At 62.8% G+C, this 14,063-nt stretch carries 12 protein-coding genes; 5 read left to right on the top strand and 7 right to left on the bottom strand.

Going from position 1 to position 14,063, the window contains the following annotated elements:
• Window positions 1–236 precede the first annotated feature (236 nt).
• Window positions 237–2,105 carry a DEAD/DEAH box helicase gene (locus AB4O09_RS03000; protein WP_003206426.1) on the top strand — a complete coding sequence of 623 codons (1,869 nt, stop codon included), beginning with the start codon at window positions 237–239 and terminating at the stop codon, window positions 2,103–2,105.
• A 245-nt stretch (window positions 2,106–2,350) separates the two neighbouring features.
• On the opposite strand, the gene AB4O09_RS02995 is transcribed toward AB4O09_RS03000, so the two are convergent.
• The 3 genes from AB4O09_RS02995 to AB4O09_RS02985 all read right to left on the bottom strand — a co-directional run bounded on the left by AB4O09_RS02995 (window position 2,351) and on the right by AB4O09_RS02985 (window position 5,580).
• Window positions 2,351–2,947 carry a YceI family protein gene (locus AB4O09_RS02995; protein WP_003206427.1) on the bottom strand — a complete coding sequence of 199 codons (597 nt, stop codon included), beginning with the start codon at window positions 2,945–2,947 and terminating at the stop codon, window positions 2,351–2,353.
• A gap of 32 nt (window positions 2,948–2,979) precedes the next feature.
• On the bottom strand, window positions 2,980–3,531 hold the full coding sequence (locus AB4O09_RS02990; RefSeq protein WP_003206429.1) for a cytochrome b: 552 nt from the start codon (window positions 3,529–3,531) through the stop codon (window positions 2,980–2,982).
• 291 nt (window positions 3,532–3,822) lie between these two features.
• Window positions 3,823–5,580: a flavin monoamine oxidase family protein gene (locus tag AB4O09_RS02985; RefSeq protein WP_003206432.1), complete on the bottom strand. Its 1,758-nt coding sequence runs from the start codon at window positions 5,578–5,580 to the stop codon at window positions 3,823–3,825.
• A gap of 247 nt (window positions 5,581–5,827) precedes the next feature.
• Between AB4O09_RS02985 and AB4O09_RS02980 the strand changes: the two genes are divergently transcribed.
• Complete coding sequence (locus AB4O09_RS02980) at window positions 5,828–7,234, top strand: adenosylmethionine--8-amino-7-oxononanoate transaminase (protein WP_027912926.1); 1,407 nt, start codon at window positions 5,828–5,830, stop codon at window positions 7,232–7,234.
• 133 nt (window positions 7,235–7,367) lie between these two features.
• Window positions 7,368–8,087, top strand: a complete 720-nt coding sequence (locus tag AB4O09_RS02975) for a 16S rRNA (uracil(1498)-N(3))-methyltransferase (protein ID WP_003206435.1) — start codon at window positions 7,368–7,370, stop codon at window positions 8,085–8,087.
• Between the two features lie 111 nt (window positions 8,088–8,198).
• Here AB4O09_RS02975 and AB4O09_RS02970 read toward each other — a convergent pair whose 3' ends face one another.
• Window positions 8,199–9,101 carry a transporter substrate-binding domain-containing protein gene (locus AB4O09_RS02970; protein ID WP_003206437.1) on the bottom strand — a complete coding sequence of 301 codons (903 nt, stop codon included), beginning with the start codon at window positions 9,099–9,101 and terminating at the stop codon, window positions 8,199–8,201.
• A gap of 21 nt (window positions 9,102–9,122) precedes the next feature.
• Window positions 9,123–10,364 (bottom strand): D-amino acid dehydrogenase, encoded by a 1,242-nt coding sequence (locus tag AB4O09_RS02965; protein ID WP_028237458.1) that lies wholly within the window; start codon window positions 10,362–10,364, stop codon window positions 9,123–9,125.
• 105 nt (window positions 10,365–10,469) lie between these two features.
• On the opposite strand from AB4O09_RS02965, the gene AB4O09_RS02960 reads away from it, so the two are divergent.
• Entirely contained in the window at window positions 10,470–11,393 is a 924-nt protein-coding gene (locus tag AB4O09_RS02960) for a LysR family transcriptional regulator (protein ID WP_003206440.1), read from the top strand.
• On the opposite strand, the gene trhA is transcribed toward AB4O09_RS02960, so the two are convergent.
• On the bottom strand, window positions 11,390–12,007 hold the full coding sequence (trhA, locus tag AB4O09_RS02955) for a PAQR family membrane homeostasis protein TrhA (protein ID WP_003206441.1): 618 nt from the start codon (window positions 12,005–12,007) through the stop codon (window positions 11,390–11,392). The two genes, AB4O09_RS02960 and trhA, sit on opposite strands and share 4 nt — an antisense overlap.
• Window positions 12,008–12,261: 254 nt before the next feature.
• Here trhA and AB4O09_RS02950 point away from each other — a divergent pair, with 254 nt between their 5' ends.
• Window positions 12,262–13,176, top strand: a complete 915-nt coding sequence (locus tag AB4O09_RS02950; RefSeq protein WP_003206443.1) for a LysR family transcriptional regulator — start codon at window positions 12,262–12,264, stop codon at window positions 13,174–13,176.
• A gap of 119 nt (window positions 13,177–13,295) precedes the next feature.
• Here AB4O09_RS02950 and madM read toward each other — a convergent pair whose 3' ends face one another.
• Window positions 13,296–14,060 (bottom strand): malonate transporter subunit MadM, encoded by a 765-nt coding sequence (gene madM / locus AB4O09_RS02945; RefSeq protein ID WP_003206444.1) that lies wholly within the window; start codon window positions 14,058–14,060, stop codon window positions 13,296–13,298.
• Between the last annotated feature and the right edge of the window lie 3 nt (window positions 14,061–14,063).

Here is a 14,063-nt window from a genome sequence, read left to right as displayed (position 1 = left end):
CACGGCGTTTGCTCTGTTATACTCCGGCCTTCCCGCCAGGCTCACGCCCGGACGCCCGGCCTTGCAAAAGGCATCCCGACACCGCTACAGCGCCGCCTACGGCCCGCGCGAGCCTTGTCCGGAGCCGCCTTCTTGGCCCGGCAGGACCGGACGGGATGACGTCTTCTTGTTGAACGTCATTCGCGCCAGGCAAGACTATCCCATTGGGCCAGGCCCTCACTAAAACAGGATTACTCATGTCCTTTGCTTCCCTCGGTCTCTCCGAGGCTTTAGTCGGCGCCATCGAAGCCGCCGGCTATACCCAGCCTACCCCGGTGCAACAGCGGGCCATTCCCGCCGTGTTGCAAGGTCGCGACCTGATGGTCGCGGCGCAGACAGGTACTGGTAAAACCGGCGGTTTCGCCCTTCCGATCCTGGAGCGGTTGTTCCCCAACGGTCACCCAGACAAATCCCAGCGTCATGGCCCGCGCCAACCGCGCGTACTGGTCCTGACCCCAACCCGCGAACTGGCAGCCCAGGTACACGAGAGCTTCAAGGTCTACGCTCGCGACCTGAAGTTCGTCAGCGCCTGCATTTTTGGCGGTGTCGGTATGAACCCCCAGGTCCAGGCCATGTCCCGTGGCGTCGATGTACTGGTTGCCTGCCCCGGTCGCCTGCTGGACCTGGCCGGCCAGGGCAGCGTCGATTTGTCCCACGTGGAAATCCTCGTGCTGGACGAAGCCGACCGCATGCTCGACATGGGCTTTGTCCATGACGTGAAGAAAGTCCTCGCTCGCCTGCCCGCCAAGCGTCAGAACCTGCTGTTTTCGGCGACGTTCTCCAAGGACATCACCGACCTGGCTGGCAAGCTGCTGCACAACCCGGAGCGCATCGAAGTCACGCCGCCGAACACCACGGTCGAGCGCATCGAGCAACGGGTTTTCCGCCTGCCGGCCAGCCACAAGCGTGCCCTGCTGGCGCACCTGATTACCGCCGGTGCCTGGGAACAGGTCCTGGTGTTCACCCGCACCAAGCACGGCGCCAACCGCCTGGCCGAGTACCTGGACAAGCACGGCCTGCCGGCTGTGGCAATCCACGGTAACAAGAGCCAGAACGCCCGCACCAAGGCCCTCGCCGACTTCAAGGCCGGCGAAGTGCGCATCCTGGTGGCCACCGACATCGCGGCCCGTGGCCTGGACATCGACCAGTTGCCTCACGTGGTCAACTTCGAGCTACCAAACGTCGATGAAGACTACGTGCACCGTATCGGCCGTACCGGCCGGGCCGGTCGTTCGGGCGAAGCGATCTCGTTGGTCGCACCGGACGAAGAAAAGCTGCTCAAAAGCATCGAGCGCATGACCAAGCAGAAAATTGCCGACGGCGACCTGATGGGCTTCGATGCCAGCACCATCGAGGCCGAGAAGCCTGAAGTGCGCGAACGTCCGGACGTGCGCAATCCGCGCAATGCCCGTGGCCCACGCGGCGACGGTCCGAATGGCGGCGGTGGTGGCGGTGGCCGCAAGGACAAAGGCAAGGACAAGGGCAAGGAAAAACCGGCCAGCAATAGCAATGGCCGTGGCGAACGCCCAGCCCGCGAGCAGAAGCCTCGCGAAGGCACGCCAGCTCGTGAACAGCAGCGTCCAGCCCCACGCGCCGCAGCCGATCGTGCCCCGGACGAGTTCCTGGACGACGATATCGATAACTTCGGTAACCGCGTCGACTACGTGCCACAGCAGAAACCGGCCCAGGGCCGTGGTCGCCGCCCGGGTGCCCCGGCACAGGGTGCAGCTGCAGGCGCGCCGCGCAGCGGCCAGCCACAAGGTCGCCAGAATGGGCCGCGCAACAGCAACGGCTCGTCCACCGGTACGCCACCGGCCAAGCGCAGCGGCCCACGCAACGGTGCCCCGCGTGACGGTCAGGCCCGTCGCGACGACACCCGCCCGCGCCGTCCGGCCCGTGACGACCAGCCTCGCCAGGAACCCGCCGTGCAGAACCCGCGCAGCAACCAGCCGAAGATCGTGCACAAGGAATCGAAAGCCGATCGCTTCCCGACGCCTGAACAGCTGGATCAACTGCCAAGCCGCCCACGGGGCGAAAAACCGGCATTGCTGACACGCAATCGCTGAGTTTTTCCAAGCCTTGAAAAATGCCCCAGGTCTCGCGACCTGGGGCATTTTTTTGGCCCAACACAATTCCAAATGTGGGAGCGAGCTTGCTCGCGATAGCGGTATGTCAGTCAACATCAAGTCGACCGGTAAGACGCCATCGCGAGCAAGCTCGCTCCCACAGGGTTCTCCGTGTTGCCCGAATCCGGGTAATAAAAAACGCCCCTGATCGCAAGACCAGAGGCGTTTTTTGTCAGGCGCGAAGGTTACTTCGCTTTGACACCTTCAAACGAGATGTACAGCTCAACGGCGTCGGATTGTGGCCCCAGGTCCATCATCTTGCCGAAGTCGGAACGCTTGATGCTGGTGGTGCCCTCGAAGCCAGCACGGTAGCCGCCCCATGGATCCTTGCCTTCGCCCAGGAACGTGGCCTTGACCACGATTGGCTTGGTCACGCCGTGCAGCGTCAGGTCACCCGTCACGTCTGCAGTGTCTTTGCCATCAGCGTTCTTGCCGGTGGACTTGACGCTGGTGGACACGAACTTGGCATCGGCAAACTTGCCTACGTCCAGGAAGTCCTTGCTGGCGATGTGCTTGTCGCGCTCGGCGTGGTTGGTGAACACGCTGGCGGTACGTACGTTGAACTCGATCTTGCTGGCCTCAGGCTTGGCGGCGTCAAAGCTGAACTTGCCGTCGATGTCCTTGAAGGTACCGGTAATGTAGCTATAGCCCAGGTGGCTGATCTTGAAGTCGACGAAGGCGTGCTGGCCTTCCTTGTCAACTACGTAGTCAGCAGCCATGGCCTGGCCGGCCGACAGCAGGGCAGAACCGATTGCCAGGGCGGCGAGCGTCTTTTTCAACATGCTTTCTATTCCTTTGGAGTCGAGGTTGAACATCAGGCTTGGCGCCCCAGCATTCGCTTGAGGGTCGCGTCACGGTCGATAAAGTGGTGTTTCAATGCTGCCAACGCATGAAGGCCGGAGAAAATTACCAACGCCCACGCCAGGTAGAGGTGAATCTGGCCAGCGACGTCTGCCTGATCGGGCAGTCCGGACACCAGCGCGGGTACTTCAAACAAACCAAACACCGGGATCCCGACACCGTCTGCGGTGGAAATCAGGTAACCGGCAATCATCACGGCGAACAACCCGAGATACAGTGCGCTATGACCGAGCTTGGCACCGGCGCGGGTCAGGCGGCCATAGGTCGGCAGGGTCGGTGGCGGCGGGCTGACAACGCGCCAGATCACCCGCAGCAACATGACCGCCAGCAGCATCAGGCCAATGCTCTTGTGCAGGTCCGGTGCGTCTTTGCGCCAGGTGCTGTAGTAATCCAGGCCAACCATCCACAGGCCCAGGGCGAACAACCCGTACACCACCAGCGCAACGCCCCAGTGCACAGCGATACTGACCCAGCCATAGCGAGAAGAAGAGTTGCGTAGCTGCATTGCTCATTTCCTGTAAAAACTGCGATCAAGACTAGCGAGTTATCTATCGATTTAAAGCGGAAAATTTCGCTTTGAAATATCGAGAAATACGATCATCAGTCTGGAAGGGGTGGGTTAAGGAAAGATTAAAACCGATACAAGGCGTTATATCAGGAAGGGCCTCATCGCGAGCAAGCGCGCTCCCACACTGGCCGAGCGCAATCCCTGCGGGAGCGAGCTTGCTCGCGATAGCGGTTCTACAGGCAAAAAAAAGCGCGGCTGACACGCCGCGCTTTTTTCTATCACCAAGCCTTACTGAGCCTTGGTCTCAGTCGCCGCCGGTGTTGTCGCTGCCGGCTTGGCCGCCGGTTTCTTCGCCGGAGTGGCTTTCTTCACTGGCGCTTTTTTAGCCGGAGCCTTGGCGGCTGGTTTTTTCGCCGCTGGTTTGGCCGCTGCTTTCTTGGCTGGCTCAACCTTCGCCGGGGCTGGTGCAGGTGGTTCCACCGGTGCCGGCGCAGGAGCGGGTGCAGGCACTGGAGCAGGCGCTACCGGTTCCGGTGCCTTGACCGGCTCTGGCTTCTTGTCATCATCCGAGCCACCAAACAGGTTGGTGAAGAAGTTGCCCTTCTTCGCCGCTACCGCACCCGCCGCTGCTGCCGTTGCAACTGGTGCGACCTTGGCCGGCTCGAACGACTTGCCCGCCGCCAGGTCTTCAACCTGGCTGGCGGCCCGTTGACCGCTGCGCAGCGCGCCTTCAAGGGTGCCGGGATACAGGGTGTCGGTGTGTTCACCGGCAAAGGCTACGCGCTGCAATGGCTTTTCCCACAGGCGCCAGTACTTGCTGATCTGGCCCGGGCCAAAGGCCAGGTACGCACCGCCCATGGACGGGTCGGTGCTGTAGCGGCGGATTTCGTAGCCGGTGAACGCGCCACGGGCCTGTGGATAAAACGCGTGCAGACGGATCAGCACCTGATCGACCATCTGCTTGTCGCCGAAGGCCTGCATCACCCGGGCGTTGTCGCCGGACAGGTTGATGACTACGTTGGCACCGCCCTTCAAGGCCGGTTCGATCCACATCATGCCCAGGCCGGCATTGCTGTAGATCTCACCCGACATGCGCGCCTTGCTGTCCCAGACCGGGGTCTTGAACTTGAGCATGATCTGGTCGCGCCAGCCGTAGTTGGTGCCCTTGATCGCGCCTTGGTGCTGGGCGTCCAGGGCCGGGGTCAACTGGATCTTGTTCAGCGCCCGCAGCGGCACCGCCAGCACCACGTAGTCAGCCTGATAGCCAACGGCGCCAACCTTGACAGTCACCCCGTCCTTGTCCTGGGAGATGGCCGACACGGGCGAATTGGTCTTGATGGTTTTCAGTTGCTTGACGAACGCCTGGGCCAGGACCGGGCTACCGCCGAGCAGGCGCGAGGCCCGCAGGTCGCGGTCGGACACGCCGCGATAGACGCGATTCTGCTGGGCGAAATACAGCAGCGACAGACGCGAAGGTTCGTCATAACGGGTGCGAATCTCCTGGTTCACCAACTGCCGCGCCGTGGCCGGCAGTTGCAGACGGTCGAGCCAGTTGGACACAGTGATCTGGTCCAGCGCGTGCAGTGTGCTGGTCGCCGCCGGGTTCTGCGGGTCTTCGATGGAGCGCGCCAGGTCGTCCAGGGTGGTTTCGTAGCGCTTGAGGGCTTCGGCGGTGGCCGGCTGTTTGGTCGCCAGGTCCGCGGCGGTGAAGTAAGTGCCGTCGATCAGATAGCTGGGGGTACGCACGAACTCCGGCGCCGGCGTGGTGCTCAGCTTGAAGGTGGAGACGTACTTGTTCAGCACCGGCTGGGTCTTCTCGTTGCCGATCCACTCGCTGGTGGCCATGCCCGAACGACCGCCCAGGTCCGGCTTGGCTTCCAGCAACGTCACGAGCCAGCCTTTGTTCTGCAACTCATAGGCCGCCGTGAGCCCCGCCAGGCCGCCGCCGATGACGATGGCCGTCGGTTGTTTGTCCTTGGCCAGCGCCGAAACGCTGAACAGCCCTATCATCACCAGCGCACAGGCGCGCAGCCAACCAGCAGACATTCAACGAACTCCGGATTAAAACGTAGGAAATTTCAGTTTTCGAGCCAGGCGGCTCTCGGTTTTTCGAGCCAGTCGGCTCAGGGAACGGCGAAGAATACGTCAGCCATCAAAACGCCGCCAGCGACGTCTATCGCCTCGTTCAAAGTAGTGGGAATGACACAATGGGTTGTCCGCGGGGCCGCCATTGCATAGGCTTGCGCGATTGTTTTGCCCGCGCCCGCCGCGAGCCGCCTCGAGGAGACTGTAAATGGGCCTGAATAACCAGTGGATGCAACGCGACCTCGCGGTGCTATGGCATCCCTGCACCCAGATGAAAGACCACGAACAGCTGCCGCTGATCCCCATCAAGCGCGGTGAAGGCGTGTGGCTGGAAGATTTCGAAGGCAAGCGCTATCTCGATGCCGTCAGCTCCTGGTGGGTCAACGTGTTCGGCCACGCCAACCCGCGCATCAACCAGCGCATCAAGGACCAGGTCGATCAGTTGGAGCATGTGATTCTCGCCGGCTTCAGTCACCAGCCGGTGATCGAGCTGTCCGAGCGCCTGGTGAAGATGACGCCCGAAGGCCTGACCCGGTGCTTCTACGCCGATAACGGCTCGTCCTGCATCGAAGTGGCGATGAAGATGAGCTTCCATTACTGGATCAATCGCGGCCGGCCGGACAAGAAGCGCTTCGTCACCCTGAGCAACAGTTACCACGGCGAAACCATCGCGGCGATGTCGGTGGGCGATGTGCCGTTGTTCACTGAAACCTACAAGGCCTTGTTGCTGGACACGATCAAGGTGCCGAGCCCCGACTGCTACCACCGCCCCGAAGGCATGGGCTGGGAAGAACATTCACGCAACATGTTCGCAGCCATGGAACAGACCCTGGCCGAGCACCACGACACGGTGGCGGCAGTGATCGTCGAACCGCTGATCCAGGGCGCCGGCGGCATGCGCATGTACCATCCGGTGTACCTGAAGTTGTTGCGCGAGGCCTGCGACCGCTATGGCGTGCACCTGATCCACGACGAAATCGCCGTCGGCTTTGGCCGTACCGGGACGATGTTCGCCTGTGAGCAGGCCGGCATCACGCCGGATTTCCTCTGCCTGTCCAAGGCCCTGACCGGCGGTTACCTGCCGCTGGCCGCGTGCATGACCACCGACGAGGTCTACAGCGCGTTCTACGACGACTACCCGACCCTGCGCGCCTTCCTGCATTCCCACAGCTACACCGGCAACCCACTGGCCTGCGCGGCGGCCCTGGCGACGCTGGACATCTTCGAAGAAGACAACGTCATCGAAAACAACAAGGCCCTGGCCCAACGCATGGCGAGCGCCACCGCGCACCTGGCCGACCACCCGAACGTCGCCGAAGTGCGCCAGACCGGCATGGTGCTGGCGATCGAGATGGTCAAGGACAAAGCCAGCAAAACCGCTTATCCGTGGCAGGAACGGCGCGGCCTGAGTGTGTTCCAGCATGCCTTGGAGCGTGGTGCCTTGCTGCGGCCGCTGGGCAGCGTGGTGTATTTCCTGCCGCCGTACGTCATCACCCCGGAGCAGATCGACTTCCTGGCCGAAGTGGCCAGCGAAGGCATCGACATCGCCACCCGGGACAAGGTCAGCGTGGCGGTGCCGAAGGACTTCCACCCGGGTTATCGCGACCCGGGCTGAGCCCTGAACTTCTCGTTCCCACGCTCTGCGTGGGAATGCATCCCGTGACGCTCCGCGTCACATCCACAGCGGACGCAGAGCGTCCATGGCGGCATTCCCACGCAGAGCGTGGGAACGATCGAGAGAACAAAACATGAGACTGTCCCGCTTCTTCATCGACGCGCCCCTGAGCCTCGGCGACCACGAACTGCCTGAAGCCCAGGCCCACTACATCGGCCGTGTGCTGCGCATGGCCGAGGGCGATGCGGTGCAGGTGTTCGATGGCTCGGGCCAGGAGTTTCGCGGCACCCTGGCCGAGGTCGGCAAGAAACGCGTGCGGGTGCAATTGGACGAGCAGTTCGCCGGACAACCTGAATCACCACTGCGCATTCACCTCGGCCAAGGCCTGTCCCGAGGCGAGCGCATGGATTGGGCGATCCAGAAAGCCACGGAGCTGGGGGTCAGTGAGATCACGCCGATTTTCAGCGAGCGCTGCGAAGTGCGCCTCAAGGACGAGCGCGCCGACAAGCGCCTGCTGCACTGGCGCCAGGTGGCAATCAGCGCCTGCGAGCAATGCGGGCGCTCGAGCGTGCCGGTCATCCACCCGCCCCTGCTGCTGGCTGACTGGCTGAAACAGACCGAGGCCGAGCTGAGGCTGGTGCTGCATCCGGTGGCCGAGCCGCTGGTCAGCCATGACAAACCGTCGACATTGGCGTTCCTGATTGGTCCTGAAGGCGGTTTGTCGGACGCCGAAGTCGAACAGGCCAAGACCGCCGGCTACCACGCCGCCCGCCTCGGCCCTCGCGTGCTGCGCACTGAAACCGCGCCAGTAGTGGCGCTGGCGGTGGCGCAGCAGTTGTGGGGGGATTTCTAGAGTCGAATATAGAACCCATGTGGGAACGAGCTTGCTCGCGATAGCAGTGGGTCATTCAACATCGATGCTGACTGATCCGGCGCTATCGCGAGCACGCTCGCTCCCACAGGCCTACTGCACCGGCTCGCTGGTCGGCTTGGCAATGATCGCCTTCAACTCGCTGGTCATCGGGAATTCCAGGTTCAGGCCCTTGGGTGGAATCGGTTTCTGGAACCAACGGTCGTAAATGTCGTTGATCTCCCCCGACTTGTACAAATCAGCCAGGGTCGCATTGACCAGCGCCAGGAATTGCGGGTCGTCCTTGCGCACCATGCAGCTATAGATTTCCCGTGATTGCTCTTGCCCCACCACCACCCATTTGTGCGGGTCGCGGGCCTTGGCCCGTTCACCGTATAGCAACGCATCGTCCATGTAGAATGCCGCCGCCCGGCCTGTCTCGAGCATCTGGAAGGATTCGCCGTGGTCCTTGGCGCTGATGATGAACATCTCGGCGTTGTTGTCCTGGTTGTAGCTTTTCAGGAAGCGTTCGTTGGTGGTGCCGGCGGTGGTGACCACGTTCTTGCCGCGCAGGTCGGCGAAGCTGTGGATGCCACTGTCCTTGGCCGTCAGCAACTGGCCCTTCACATAGATGAAACCGTAGGAAAACGCCACTTGCTTCTGCCGCTCGGCCGTCACCCCGGTAGAGCCGCACTCCAGGTCCACGGTGCCGTTCTGCACCAGTGGAATGCGGGTCTGGGACGTGACCAGATTGTACTTCACGTCCAGTTGCGGCAACGCCAGCTGGGTCTTGATCCGCTCGACAATCTTGCCCGCCAGTTCCACCGAGTAACCCATCGGCTGGCCGCTGCTGTCACCGACGTAGGAAAACGGTACCGAAGCGTCGCGATAGCCCAGGGTAATGCTGCGGGTGCTGGCGATCTTGCCCAGTGTGCCGGCTGGGGGTGCTTCATTGGCATGGGCCTGGACGCTTAACAACAGGCTCAGGGTGCAGCCGATCAACGTGATTTTTTGCATTGTTATTCTCCGTTGGGTGGGTCAGGCGGCGCGGGGCGTCAGGCCCTGCAAGTCGATGGAAGGCGTGTGCTGGCCGATCAGCTCGCTGAGCAAGCGAGCGCTGCCACACGCCAGGGTAAAGCCCAAGGCCCCATGGCCGAGGTTGAGCCACAGGTTACGGTAGCCGGTGGCGCCGATCAGCGGCACGCCGCTGGGGGTCGCCGGGCGCATGCCGGCCCATTCGACGGCGCGCGAGTAATCCCCACCTTGGGGGAAGGTTTCCAGGGCCTGGCGCTTGATCAGGGCCAGGCGCTTGGGGTCCGGCGTCGGGTCGAAACCGACGATGTCCACCATCGCCGCAACGCGCAGCTGTTCGCCGATGCGCGCGTAGACGACCTTGCGGTCATAGTCGGTGATGCTCAACTGCGGTGCCCGATGCTGTGGGCCAATGGGCACGGTCAAGCTGTAGCCCTTGAGCGGATACAGCGGCATCCGCACCCCGGGCAATGCAAGCGCCGCGCTGCGATGGCCGGCGGCAATCACCAGTTGCTCCACCGGCAGCCGCTGACCGCCCAGCACAATGGCCTGCACCGCACCGTCGACGTGTTCGATGCCGCTGACCGGGTGCCCCAACAGGAACTCGCAGCGCCCCGAAGCTCGCAAACGTGCCGCCAATTGCTGGCAGAAGGCATGGCAATCGGCGACCTCCTCAGCCGGCGTGTAGACCCCGCCCACGTACGGCACGCCGGCCAGGGCCGGTTCCAGGTTCGCGCACTCGATGGGGCCAAGCACCTGCTGGTGGGCACTGTCCAGCAACCCCTGCCGCGCACGCTGGAAATGCCTCGCGTCGCGAAACGTCACTAGCTTGCCGTTGCGCCGCCAGTTGAAACCGTCGAGGCGGTCTTGCTCGCGCCAGTCCTGCAAAGTCGCCTGGCTCAACAGCGCCAGGCGCAACAGGTGGGCGCCGTTACGCCGGTTGACCGAGGTCCGGCAGGCGCCGATGAACGCGGCCATCCAGCGCCACTGCGCCGGGTCCAGGCGCGGTCGCAATTTGAGCGGCGAATCACCGCGCAGCATCCATCCCAGCGCCTGCCAGGGCACCCCGGCGTCCGCCAGCGGGGTGACGTAGCGATAGGACAACTGGCCACCGTTGGCGAAACTGGTCTCGCTGCCCAAGGTCTCCCGGGCCTCCACCAGCGTCACGTCGACGCCGTCGCGCACCAGCGCATAAGCCGTCGCCAGCCCGACCACGCCACCACCGATGATGCAAACCCGCTGTGCCATGTCCATCTCACATCCGTTTTCAGTGGCTTGAGGTTAGGGCCAGGTGACAGGCCTCGAACAATGAATAAAGATGGACTCCCTATAAACAAAGGTTATGGGCTCGCCATGCGTCTTCGCCATATCGAGATATTCCAGGCCATCCGCCAGGCCGGCTCCATCAGCGGTGCGGCCCAACTGCTGCATGTTTCGCAACCGGCGGTGACCAAAGTGTTGCAGCATGCCGAGCAGCAATTGGGGTTTGCGTTGTTTCTGCGGGTGCGTGGCAAGTTGCAGGCCACGCCTGAGGCGCTGGAGCTTGAGCGCGAAGTCGATAAGGTCAGCGAGAGCCTGCAAGGTGTCCGGCGCCTTGCCCAGAGCCTGCGGCGCGAGCCGGGCCACAGCCTGCGGATCGGCGCGACACCGGCCCTGGCCCTGTCGCTGCTGCCTGCGGCGGTTCATCAATGGACACAGCGTTATCCGGACATCGCCTGCGAGTTGTCCAGCGCCCACAGCCGCGAACTGGTGCAGAACCTGCTGATGCGCGAAATCGACGTCGCCCTGACCCTGCAACCGCCCGATCATCCGGGACTCAAGGCCCAGGCCCTGGCCAGCGGTGTGCTGGTGGCCCTGGCGCCGAGCGGGCATTGGACCGACGCACAGGTGGGCCGGCCGATGCCCTTGCAGGCACTGGCCGGTGCACCGTTGATCGGCCTGTCCAGCGCCGACCCGCTGTCGGCCAGGCTGGACGGCTATCTCAAGGCCGTGGAACCGCCGCCGCGTATCAGCATCGCCGTACAGACGTATTCATTGGCCCGGGCCATGGTCGAGTCCGGTGCCGGGCTGGCGGTGATCGACCCGTTCACGGCCCTCGGTGCCTCGAACACCCGCACGGCCATCCGGCCGTTGTCGCCACCGCTGCCCATTTCCCTGTATGCCGTGACCCGGGCCAACGAGGCGCCGGTGCACACCCTCGGCGCGTTGCTGGACATTTTCGCCAGCCAGGCCCAGGCGCAACTGGATCGCCTGTTCGCGGTGGCGGAACGTCGTTAGAGCACGTAGAGCAGGATCGCCACGAAGTGCAGCAAGCTGCCGGCGATCACAAACAGGTGCCAGATCCCGTGGGCGTGGCGCAGCCGGTGGTCGAGGGCGAAAAATATGATGCCCACGGTGTACAACACGCCGCCCGAGGCCAGCCAGGCAAATCCGGTGCTGCCCAGGGCCGCCAGCAGCGGCTTGACCGCCACCAGCACGATCCAGCCCATCACGGCGTAGATGACGATCGACAGGATCCGCGCTTCGGAACGCGGCTTGATCTCCTGCAGGATCCCGATCAGCGCCAGCCCCCAGACGATCCCGAACAAGGTCCAGCCCCACGGCCCGCGCAGGGTCACCAGGCAAAACGGCGTATAGCTGCCGGCGATCAGCAGGTAGATCGAAAAGTGATCGACCTTCTGCATGATGGCTTTTTTGCGACCGCGCACGCTGTGGTAAACCGTCGAAGCGCTGTACAGCACCAGCAGGGTGAACCCGTAGATCGCCACGCTGACGATCTTCCACGGATCGCCCGCCATCCCGGCAATCACCAGCAACCACACCGCCCCGATAAAAGCCGCCACCGCCCCGACCAAGTGCGTCCAGGCGTTGAGTCGTTCCCCGTGATACATCCAGTCCCACCTCACATTCCAGAACAGACGCCAAGGCTCAGGCCTGGCGCGTCAAAGTGCAATGCTTTGCTTGCTGTGGAAGCAAGGCTAATGATCGTTCCCACGCTCCGCGTGGGGAATGCAGCCGGGGACGCTCCGCGTCCCGAAGCGGACGCAGAGCGTCCCTTGAGGCATTTCCACGCAGAGCGTGGGAACGATCTACATCCCAAGACCGATTGGGGCACAATCGGGCAATACGAATAAGAGTCCGCCCCATGCTGATCGACGAAGAATTGACCCTGAAGAAACTCGAGGTGTTCCTGGCCTTCATGCGCACCGGCAACCTGGCGCGGGCGGCGGCCGAGTTGCAGACCAGCAACGTCAGTGTGCACCGGGCCATTCACTCGCTGGAGAGCGCCCTGCGTTGCCCGTTGTTCAAGCACGAAGGCCGCAACCTCACGCCGCTGGAAAGCGCTTATGTGCTGGAAGAACGGGCGCAGAAGCTGATCCAGGACGTGGTCGAAAGCGTGCGCCTGACCCGCGAAGCCGCCGGCTTCTCCGCCGAACGCTTCAAGCTCGGCTCGCTGTATTCGTTGACGGTCAAGACCGTGCCGCAACTGATCATGGGCCTGAAGATCCGTCGCAGCGAGCTCAATATCGACCTGATCCTGGGTTCTAACATCGACCTGCTGTACAAGCTCAAGAACATGGAGGTGGACGCGATCCTGATCTCCCTGGACGACAGCGTGAACGACCCCGACTGCGAGCATATCGAGCTGTTTTGCGACGACATCTTCCTCGCCACACCGGCCGACTCACCCTTTGCCCAACGCACTGAAGTCGATCTGGCCGAGGTGCGCGACGAGACGTTCATCACCCTGACCCAGGGTTTTGCCACGCACCAGGACGGTATCCGGGTGTTCAAGCAGGCGGGGTTCGAACCGAAGGTGGCGATGCAGGTCAACGACATCTTCACCCTGCTGAGCATGGTCAGCTCCGGGGTGGGCTATGCGTTGTTGCCGGGGCGAATTGCGGCGGTGTATGAAAACCGGGTGAAATTGATCCCGTTGCAGGAAAGGTATCGGCTACAACAGCGCATTGGCGTGGTGTTCCTGAAAGCCAAGGAGCGTGATCCGAATTTGCTGGCGCTGTTGGCCGAGTGTCGGATGTATGCCAATCGCCAGGTTTGACACCGTGTTGCCTTCATCGCGAGCAGGCTCGCTCCCACATTGGATCGGTGTTCACAAATCCCCTGTGGGAGCGAGCCTGCTCGCGATGAGGACAGCCCGTTCAGCGCAAATTCAAAGCCCTACCCCATCAACCCCCGCATGATCAGAAACAACAACGAAGGCCCCAACAAGCACCCAAGCGCCGTATAGAACGCCGCCGTCAGGCAGCCATACGGCACCAGCTTCGGATCGGTGGCCGCCAGCCCGCCGGCCACGCCGCTAGAGGTGCCCATCAAGCCACCGAAAATCACCGCACTGCGTGGATTATTCAGGCCAATCATCGGTGCCACGAACGGCGTCGCCACCATCACCAGGATCGCCTTGATCAACCCGGCGGCAATGGACAGCGCCATCACTTCGGAACTGGCACCAATCGCCGCCCCGGTCACCGGCCCGACGATGTAGGTCACCGCCCCGGCGCCAATGGTGGTCAGGCTCACCGCATCGGTGTAACCGAAAGCCATCGCGACCCCGACGCCAGCAATGAACGACGTACCGACTCCGACAAACAGCGCCAGCACCCCAACGAAACCGGCGCGCTTGAGTTCTTCGATACTCACGCCGAACGCCGTGGCGACGATGGCAAAGTCCCGCAGCATCGCGCCGCCGAGCAAACCAATCCCGGACAGCAGCGGAATGTCCACCACGCCCTTCTGCCCGCCGGTCATTGCCCCGCCAATGTAGGAAAGCACCAGCCCCAGGAGAATGGCGATGGCCGAACCATGCAGGCGACCTTTGGTGAACGTGTTGCTGATCCAGTAGGACACCCACATGGTGATGCCGACAATGGCGAAACCGCTGATCAGGCCGTAGCCGGTGATCACTTTCATCATGGATTCGTACATGGC

Source organism: Pseudomonas sp. H1_F01 (assembly GCF_054681425.1).
Note: the sequence above shows the minus strand (reverse complement) of the source record. Positions and strands in the feature narration are given on the sequence as shown.

Excerpts from the sequence above, each read along its gene's own strand:
- AB4O09_RS03000 (WP_003206426.1), top strand. The coding sequence starts at position 237 with ATGTCCTTTGCTTCCCTCGGTCTCTCCGAGGCTTTAGTCGGCGCCATC.
- AB4O09_RS02995 (WP_003206427.1), bottom strand. The coding sequence starts at position 2,947 with ATGTTGAAAAAGACGCTCGCCGCCCTGGCAATCGGTTCTGCCCTGCTG.
- AB4O09_RS02990 (WP_003206429.1), bottom strand. The coding sequence starts at position 3,531 with ATGCAGCTACGCAACTCTTCTTCTCGCTATGGCTGGGTCAGTATCGCT.
- AB4O09_RS02985 (WP_003206432.1), bottom strand. The coding sequence starts at position 5,580 with ATGTCTGCTGGTTGGCTGCGCGCCTGTGCGCTGGTGATGATAGGGCTG.
- AB4O09_RS02980 (WP_027912926.1), top strand. The coding sequence starts at position 5,828 with ATGGGCCTGAATAACCAGTGGATGCAACGCGACCTCGCGGTGCTATGG.
- AB4O09_RS02975 (WP_003206435.1), top strand. The coding sequence starts at position 7,368 with ATGAGACTGTCCCGCTTCTTCATCGACGCGCCCCTGAGCCTCGGCGAC.
- AB4O09_RS02970 (WP_003206437.1), bottom strand. The coding sequence starts at position 9,101 with ATGCAAAAAATCACGTTGATCGGCTGCACCCTGAGCCTGTTGTTAAGC.
- AB4O09_RS02965 (WP_028237458.1), bottom strand. The coding sequence starts at position 10,364 with ATGGCACAGCGGGTTTGCATCATCGGTGGTGGCGTGGTCGGGCTGGCG.
- AB4O09_RS02960 (WP_003206440.1), top strand. The coding sequence starts at position 10,470 with ATGCGTCTTCGCCATATCGAGATATTCCAGGCCATCCGCCAGGCCGGC.
- trhA (WP_003206441.1), bottom strand. The coding sequence starts at position 12,007 with ATGTATCACGGGGAACGACTCAACGCCTGGACGCACTTGGTCGGGGCG.
- AB4O09_RS02950 (WP_003206443.1), top strand. The coding sequence starts at position 12,262 with ATGCTGATCGACGAAGAATTGACCCTGAAGAAACTCGAGGTGTTCCTG.
- madM (WP_003206444.1), bottom strand. The coding sequence starts at position 14,060 with ATGTACGAATCCATGATGAAAGTGATCACCGGCTACGGCCTGATCAGC.